Source organism: Candidatus Polarisedimenticolia bacterium, from assembly GCA_035764505.1.
Lineage (GTDB): Bacteria > Acidobacteriota > Polarisedimenticolia > Gp22-AA2 > AA152 > AA152.
Window position 1 is genome coordinate 1 of record DASTZC010000244.1, and the last position, 7,431, is coordinate 7,431.

The following is a 7,431-nucleotide window of genomic DNA, read 5'->3' on the forward strand; positions in this document are numbered from 1 at the left end:
GGTGGGGGAGACCACCGGCGGCGGCGCCCATCCGGTGGATGGCAAGGTGGTGCAGGCGAAGTACATCCTGGTCGTTCCGTTCGCCCGCGCCATCAACCCGATCAGCAAGACCAACTGGGAAGGGACCGGAGTGGCGCCCGATGTCGCCGTGCCGGCAGACCAGGCTTACAACAAGGCCTACCAGCTGGCGCTGGAGAAGCTGCGCGACAAGGCGCCTACCCCCGAGCAGAAGGGCGCCGTCGATTTCACCCTGCAGGGGCTGCAGGCGAAAGGGACGCCGGTGAAGCTGGGCGAGGCGGCGCTCCGCAAGTTCGCCGGCACCTACGGGCCGAGGAAGGTCACCTTCGAGAACGGCGCCCTCTATTACCAGCGCATCGGTCCGAAGTACAAGCTCACGCCGATGACGGCCGACACCTTCTTCGTCGAAGGGGTCGACTACTTCCGCGTCCAGTTCGTCAGCGAAGGGAACAAGGTCACGCAGGTGGTCGGGCTGTACGACGACGGCAGGAGCGAGGCCACCGACCGAACCAAGTAGCTCAGGGGATTTGGACGGTAGTGGTGGAGGCGAGGCAGTTGTTGGTTTCGCTCGCCTCGTTGATGAAGCCGGTATCGTCGGCGCAGGCCAGCAGGCGATAGGCTCCGGCGGCGGTTCCGGCAGGAATCGTGACGGTCAGCGTGCCGGTGGAGGAAGCCCCCGCGGCAAGGATTCCGGTACCACGGCTCCCGCTCAACAGTACGTCGCCGGCATCCTTCGACATATCCAACGACAGGTAATAGCGCGTGGTCGAGCTGTTCGCCTGCGCCGTCCCCTGGTTCTTCGTGGTGTCGGTGACGGAGAAGCCGGTTCCGGGCGCGGCGCTGGCGGGAGGGTTGGTGATCGAGAAGACGATCAGATCGGGCTTGGTCACCTGGATGGTCGTCGTCGAGGCGAGGCAGTTGTCGGTCTCGTCGCTCTCCGCCACCTGCGAGGTGTCGTCGGCACAGGCCAGTAGATAGAAGGATCCGGCCGGCGAGGCGGTCGGCACCGTGACATTGATCGTGCCGCTCGATGATGCCCCCGATGCCAGCGTTCCCACCGCCCTTGCGCCGCTCAACAGCGTGTCGCCGACATCCTTCACGCCATCCAGCGACAAATAGAAGCGCGTGCTCGAGCCGCCCGCCGGCCCATTCCCCTGGTTGGCGAGGGTGTCGGTGACGGAGAAGAAGCTGCCGGCCACAGCGCTCGCCGGCGGGTTGGAGACTGCCGTCTCCGCCAGGTCGGGCTTGAGAACCTGCGTCGTTCCGGTCGAGGCCACGCAGTTATTGGTTTCCGAAGTTTCGAAGACCACCTGCAGGTCGTCGGCGCAGGCGAGCAGGCGGTAGGTGCCCGCCGGCGTTGCCGCCGGCACGGTCACGGCGACGCTGCCTTGCTGGGAGGCACCCGTTGCCAGCGCGCCCACCGAGCGGGATCCCGTGAGCAGGAAGTCGTTCGCATCGCGCTGCGCGTCGGTGGAGAGGTAGTAGCGCGTCGTCGAAGCCGGGGCGGGGGACAATCCGGCGTTCTGCGCCGTGTCGGTGACGCTGAAGCTGCTTCCGGGATTCAGGGAGGCGGGCGGATTGGAGACGCTCGATGTGGTCAGGTCGGGCTTCCTCACCTCCAGGCTGGTTGCGGAAGCGCGGCAGTTGTTGGCCTCGTCGTCCTCGGCGTTGGCGCCGTTGCCGTCGGCACAGGCCAGGAGGCGATAGCTCCCCTCGGGCATCGTGCCGGGGATGGTGACGCTCACACTGCCCGAATCGACGCCGGTGACGGAGAGAGGCCCGACAGGGCGCTCTCCCTGCAGAAGCACGTCTTCGGCGCTCTTGATGCCATCGAGCGACAAGTAATAGCGGGTCACGCACGCGACGGAGGCTGCCGCTCCCTGGTTCATGATCGAATCCTGGGCCGTGAAAGAGCTTCCCGAGGAGAGACTCGCGGGGGGCTCGTCCAGCGACATCGTCACCAGATCGGGCTTCGGCGTGAAGGGGCAGGCCGAGGTGAGCCGCGGCGCTCCCGAGCTGCCGGAGCCAAAGCCCCCCAAACCGCAGCCGTTGCGGGCCCGCGCCACGTACCAGAATCCCGAGCCCACCGGTGGAATCTCCGGGTCATTGAATGCCGTCGGCGTCCCACCGTCGGCCAGGCAGGCGTCCGATCCTCCCGAGCCTACCGGCAGCTGCCCCAGCACCCCACGCACCAGGTCGTAGACGGTGCCTGCACCGGCGCTCGAGGCCGCGGAGCTCCAGGAAAGCGTTCCATCCGGCCCGAAAGACAGGTCCGCCACGTCGCCCGGGACTGCGAACGAGGCGGCGCTGAGCGGAGCGCAATCGCAGACGTCTCCGGCGGCGTCGCCGTCGAGATCCTGCTGGTTGCCGTTGGATAGGAGCGGGCAGTTGTCGCAGCTCGCGCCAAGATGGTCGTTATCGCCATCCGGCGAATTCTCGCAGCAGCCGAACTGCACCGGCGAGACGATCAGCGACCAGGCATTCAGGCTCCCGGTGTCGAAGAGGGCATTGTCGGCCACGAAGACCTTCCAGTCTCCCAGGGTCGTCGTGCCGTTGAAGTGCCCCAGCTGCCCGGACGAATCGGGGGTGTCCCACTCGGGCGAGTTGAAGACCGGCATCCAGCTCCCCGTGAAGGGGGCAGCACCAGCCCCGGCGGGCAGCAGGTCGGCTGTCGCGTCGTCGTCGATGCGCGTCGCGATGAAATCGTTCCCGGCGTTGCCCCCGAGGATGCAGCCGTAGAAGGGGATGCAGTCCAGCGGCCGGTAGATGACATCGAGCCCGAAGCCGGTGGGGCCTTTCAGCTCAACCGTCAGGTCCCCCACCGCTTCATGCGTCAGGCTGTCGAGCCTGAAGTCGAGATCGGCGATGGGAAGGTCGGTGGTCACGGCGAGCGTGTCGGTCACGCCCGCCGGATCGTTCTCCGGGATGGCGAGGCCGCCCGCGTTCGTCTTCGAGAAGGTGAGCGGGGCGCCGGGCCCCAGCGGTCGGCCGCGGCGCAGCTCCAGCGGCACGGTCACCACCCCCAGGCTGCTGGTAACCTCCAAATTAAATCGGATGGCGCTTCCGCAGGCGCCGCCTCCTCCGAGCGTAAAGACGAATGGATCTCCGGCGGCCGTTCCCTGCGCCGGCAGCGCGCCGAAAGAGGCGCTCCCATCCAGGATCGTGACTCCCGGCGAGACGGGGCTCAGCACCGCGGTGGCTGAAGCCACTCCCTTGCCGGCGGAGCGCCAGGGATTCGCGAGCGTCACGGTCAGGGAAATCGTCTCTCCCGGATCGGGATAGCCGTTGCCGTCTCCCGCCGCGTCGTTGACCGCCAGGCTCGCCACGTCCAGATGCGGCAGCGCGAATGACTCGCGCACCCCGACATGCGCCGCGATTCCGGCGGAGGCTTCCGCGCCGTAACCCAGGCCCCGGTCAGCGAAGCCGCCCCAGATGGCCCCTTCGTGCGCGCAGGCGAAGCCGGCGCAATCGGCGTCGAGCAGAGCGTCACGCGCCTCGGTGAAGCTCGGATCGATCGGCGTCACCTTGAGACCGTCGGTGACGATCTGCAGCGCCGTCTCGTTGCCGGCGGCGACGCTGCCCGCCTGCGCGATGATGCGGCTGCGCACCTCCCACAGGGTGACGGCCCAGATTTCGCCCAGGTTGTGCACCTCCGCGGCGCCGTTGCCCTCGAAGCCGAGCGGGCTCGGAGGGATTCCTCCCGCCATGGAAACGGTGATGTCGTCGGCATCGGCCCAGGTGAGCGGGTTCACCGTGTTGTCGGTGGTAATGGGAAACTTGCGGACGCCGTAGACATAGTTGTCGTCGAATCCGTTGACGCCATACAGCGCATAGGCTCCCATCGGGTAGCTGGCGTCGGGCAGATCCGCCGCCGTCGGGTTCAGCAGCGAGAGAGCATAGAAATCGCTCCACCCCTCACCCATGCCGCCTCCCGGAATCCAGTTCAGTCCCGCGGTGTCGCCGATCAGCCGGTTGGAGACGCCATGCGTCAGCTCATGGAAGACGATGGCGGCATCCAGGCTCCCGTCGCGCATCGGCGTCGGACTGCTCCACAGGAACATCCGCATGATGCCTGGGGTCCCATCGGGAGCCGGGGAGAAGTTCGCGTTGTTGGCGCTGCCGGCATCGGCCCCCTGCTGCGCTTCGGCCTGCACCGGATCGCCCCCAGTGCCGCCACGCCCGAAATTGCTCGTCTGGAAGTTGCCCGCCGCTTCGTCGAAGCCCAGGCCGTGCAGCCGGTCGTGGAAGAAGTTCGCCAGATAGAAAAGGCTGGTCACGGCCAGGCGCTGCGAGCGCGCCAGTGAAGGGTCGTCGCCGGTGTCGGGGTTGCCGGTGATCGGGGGAGGAGTGGCGCTGAAATCGCGGGGGGTGCTTCCCAGGAAATCGCGGTTGCGTCCGGCCGCGTCGGGGTTGCCGATCGGCCGGCCGTTGCTGTCGAGGGTCCCGGCATCGGGCGCATCGTCGCCGTTGCGATCCAGGTAGGCGTCGACGTTGTTGCCGGTGGTCGTCGTCCCGCCATCGGCGATCCAGCCGCTCGGGCTGGCGAAAGAATCCTGCACCGCGAGCATCGATTCGATCGAGCGCGCGATCTCGGGCGCCTGCGTCCCGGCGCCGGGCGTCGCGCTGCTGGGTGAAGCAGGAGCGGGGGAGTCGGCCGGAAGCCCTGCCGCTTGCCTGTAGACGCTGAAGCGGGCCGGCTGCGTGGATGCGGCCACTGTCAGGTTCTTGCGATACAGCAGCGTGCCGTCGGCGGCGTCGACGATCAGGTACCAGTCGGATTGAGATTTCGTGCGGACGATAAGCGACCAGGCAGGAGCCAGGATGCCCGGGCCGAGCGGAAAATAAACCAGAGAACCATGAATAGGGCGTGCCATCTCGGGATGTGCGCCGTCTGCTTCCCAGGTGCGCCCATCGGCCGAGATGGGAGCCACCCCCAGCGCCGGATTCGCCTCGAGTCCAATTGTGGCGAGAGCAGCCGTCACCGCCTCTCGCGGGAGAGTCAGCGCCGCGCGCTTCGGCTGCTGCGCTCCTGGGACGAGACGGCCCACGGTGGCGAAGAGCCTGCCGCTGGTGTCCATCAGACAGCGGAGCTCGCCCTGGAATACCGGAACGCCGGCGACCTGCTGTCTCAAGCGCACCAGGGTCAAGCCGCTGCGCGGGCTGCGGCTCTCGCCGAACGATTCGAGCTGGTTGGTGTCTTCCTGCGCCAATCCATAGAGCTCGGCGTGCGAGCGGACGAAATCCCGCGCCACCTCCGTGGCCGATCGCTGCGGCGCGGACGGCGTCAGAGCCCCCCGCAGATTGCGCACCACCTCGGCACTGCCGGTGAGAGGCGAGAAGCGGGCCTCGGTCCCGGGGCGTGCGGTGCGCAGCTCCTCGAGCCCGCGCTGCATGTTCTCCCGGCGCGCGCGCTGCTCCTGCGCCAGCCGCGCGGCGCCGGTGCCGGAGCGCGCTTCCAGCAGCCTTCGCAGCCCTTCGTGATCGAGCACGCGGATGTCGAAGTTGCCGGGCGCGCGTGGTTTTTCTGTGGCGGCCGGTCCGGGATGGGATGGAGAGATCCCGGACGAGGAGCCGATGGCCAGCAGAGAGACGACAAGGAGGATGGCGAGCGGCCCCCGAGATTTGTGCCTCATCGAAAGTCGGTTTTCCTGTGCGGTCAGCCGCCGCACGAAATCGGCGGCAGGCCGAGATTGCAGGCGGCCCGCGCCGTGGGTAACTGAGCTCCAAAGCACTGTGCTTGCGGAGAATCGGGGGAAATATCCGGTGAGGGAAAGGGGAGGTCAAGAAGAGACGCAGAGATTCCTGAGCGATGCCGCCGCAGTCGCGACGCGAGCCGCGGCGACCTGTCCAGAATCAAGCCACAGCGTGAGGCCGAAGGTATCGCGCGCTTCAGTGGCCGGTCACGGGCTCCGGCTCGAGGGGCGGGAGGACCTTCACGGTCTTCTCCGATTTCTTCTCGTCTCCGACCGCCACGGTGACCTTGTAGTCCCCGGGAGCCACGAAGATCGTCTTGCCGTAGCCTTCATCGGGATCGGAGAAGCGGTGCTTGGCGTCGGCCTGCAGGTCCCAGACGACCCGGTTCAACCCGGCGAGCGACGGTCCATCCAGCTTGCGCACGACGAAACCGGAGCTGTCGGCGATGCTCACCTCCGCCGGCTCGTCGCCTTCCTCGCGCAGCCAGTAATTGATGACGGCTCCGGGGGGAGGGTTCTTGGCGCGGAAGATCGCCTGGGCCTGGCCGTAATCGCGCGACCCGAACAGGCGCTGACGGGCCGGCTGGATGTCGAGCAAAACGAGATCGCGGCTGCGAGCCTGCGGCGTGAGCTGCGCGATCCAGGAGGCGTCGTCCAGAATCCAGATGCTGCGCCCGTGCGTTGCGACCAGCAGGTCCTTCTCGCGCGGATGGACGAGGATGTCGTCGACCGGCGCCGGCGGCAGCGACTTGCCGTTGAGGCTCACCCAGTGCTTGCCCCGGTCCAGCGTGACGAAGATGCCGAACTCGGTGCCGGCGTAAACCACCTGCGGGTTACCCGGGTCTTCCAGTACCACATCGACTGGTCCGCCAGGCGGCAAATCCCCGGTGACGTTCTTCCAGGTCTTACCGAGATCCTGCGTCATCAGGACGATCGGCCGGAAGTCATCGCTGCGGTGCCCATCCACGGAGACGTAGGCGGTGCGCTCCTCCTTCCAGGAAGTCGCGATCCGTGAAACGTACAACCCTCCGACGTCCTTGGGCGTGACCTCGCTCCAGGTCTTCCCATCGTCCGCAGTGACATGGACGCGGCCATCGTCGGTGCCGGCCCACAGCAGCCCCTTCTTCAGCGGCGATTCGGTGAGCGACACGACGGTGCCGTAAGTCTCGGCGTCCGAGCCGACCGTCTGGATCCGGTCCACATCACGGCGCGACAGGTCGGGGCTGATCGCGAACCACTTGTCGCCGCGGTCGGTCAGCTTGAAGACGCGGTTCCCTCCCATGTAGAGGACGGTCGGATCGTGCGGCGAGATGAAGTAAGGAGTGTTCCAATTGAAGCGGAAGCGCTCCTGTCCCTCGCGCGGCGACGGCTTGATGGAGCGGTTTGCCTTGGTGTCCAGGCGCGTCCGCACCAAGTCGCCGCCCTGGCCCGTCACGTAGAGCAGATTGCGATCGGTCGGATCGAAGGCGACGGTGAAGCCGTCGCTGCCTCCAACCATCATCCAGTCGCTGCTCACGATGCCGTCATGGCGGCTGTCCTCGGTGAGCACGAGCGTCCTCGAGGGCCCCATCCAGGAGCCATTGTCCTGCAGCCCGCCGGCGATGCGATAGGGATCCGAATTGTCGGCCGCGATGCGGTAGAACTGCCCCACGGCCATGCGGTTGAGATACTCCCAGTTCTTCGCCCGGTCGTGCGAGATGTAGACGCCGCCGTCGTTGCC

At 67.2% G+C, this 7,431-nt stretch carries 3 protein-coding genes; 1 reads left to right on the forward strand and 2 read right to left on the reverse strand.

The genetic code is table 11. The features are described 5' to 3' along the window. The coding region (locus VFW45_16005; protein ID HEU5182290.1) for a hypothetical protein at positions 1 to 535 on the forward strand (535 nt) is incomplete at its 5' end. Position 536: 1 nt separating this feature from the next. On the opposite strand, the gene VFW45_16010 is transcribed toward VFW45_16005, so the two are convergent. Further along, positions 537 to 5,651: a M36 family metallopeptidase gene (locus VFW45_16010; GenBank protein HEU5182291.1), complete on the reverse strand. Its 5,115-nt coding sequence runs from the start codon at positions 5,649 to 5,651 to the stop codon at positions 537 to 539. A 256-nt stretch (positions 5,652 to 5,907) separates the two neighbouring features. Then, positions 5,908 to 7,431: hypothetical protein (locus VFW45_16015; protein ID HEU5182292.1), on the reverse strand; the 1,524-nt coding region annotated here is incomplete at its 5' end.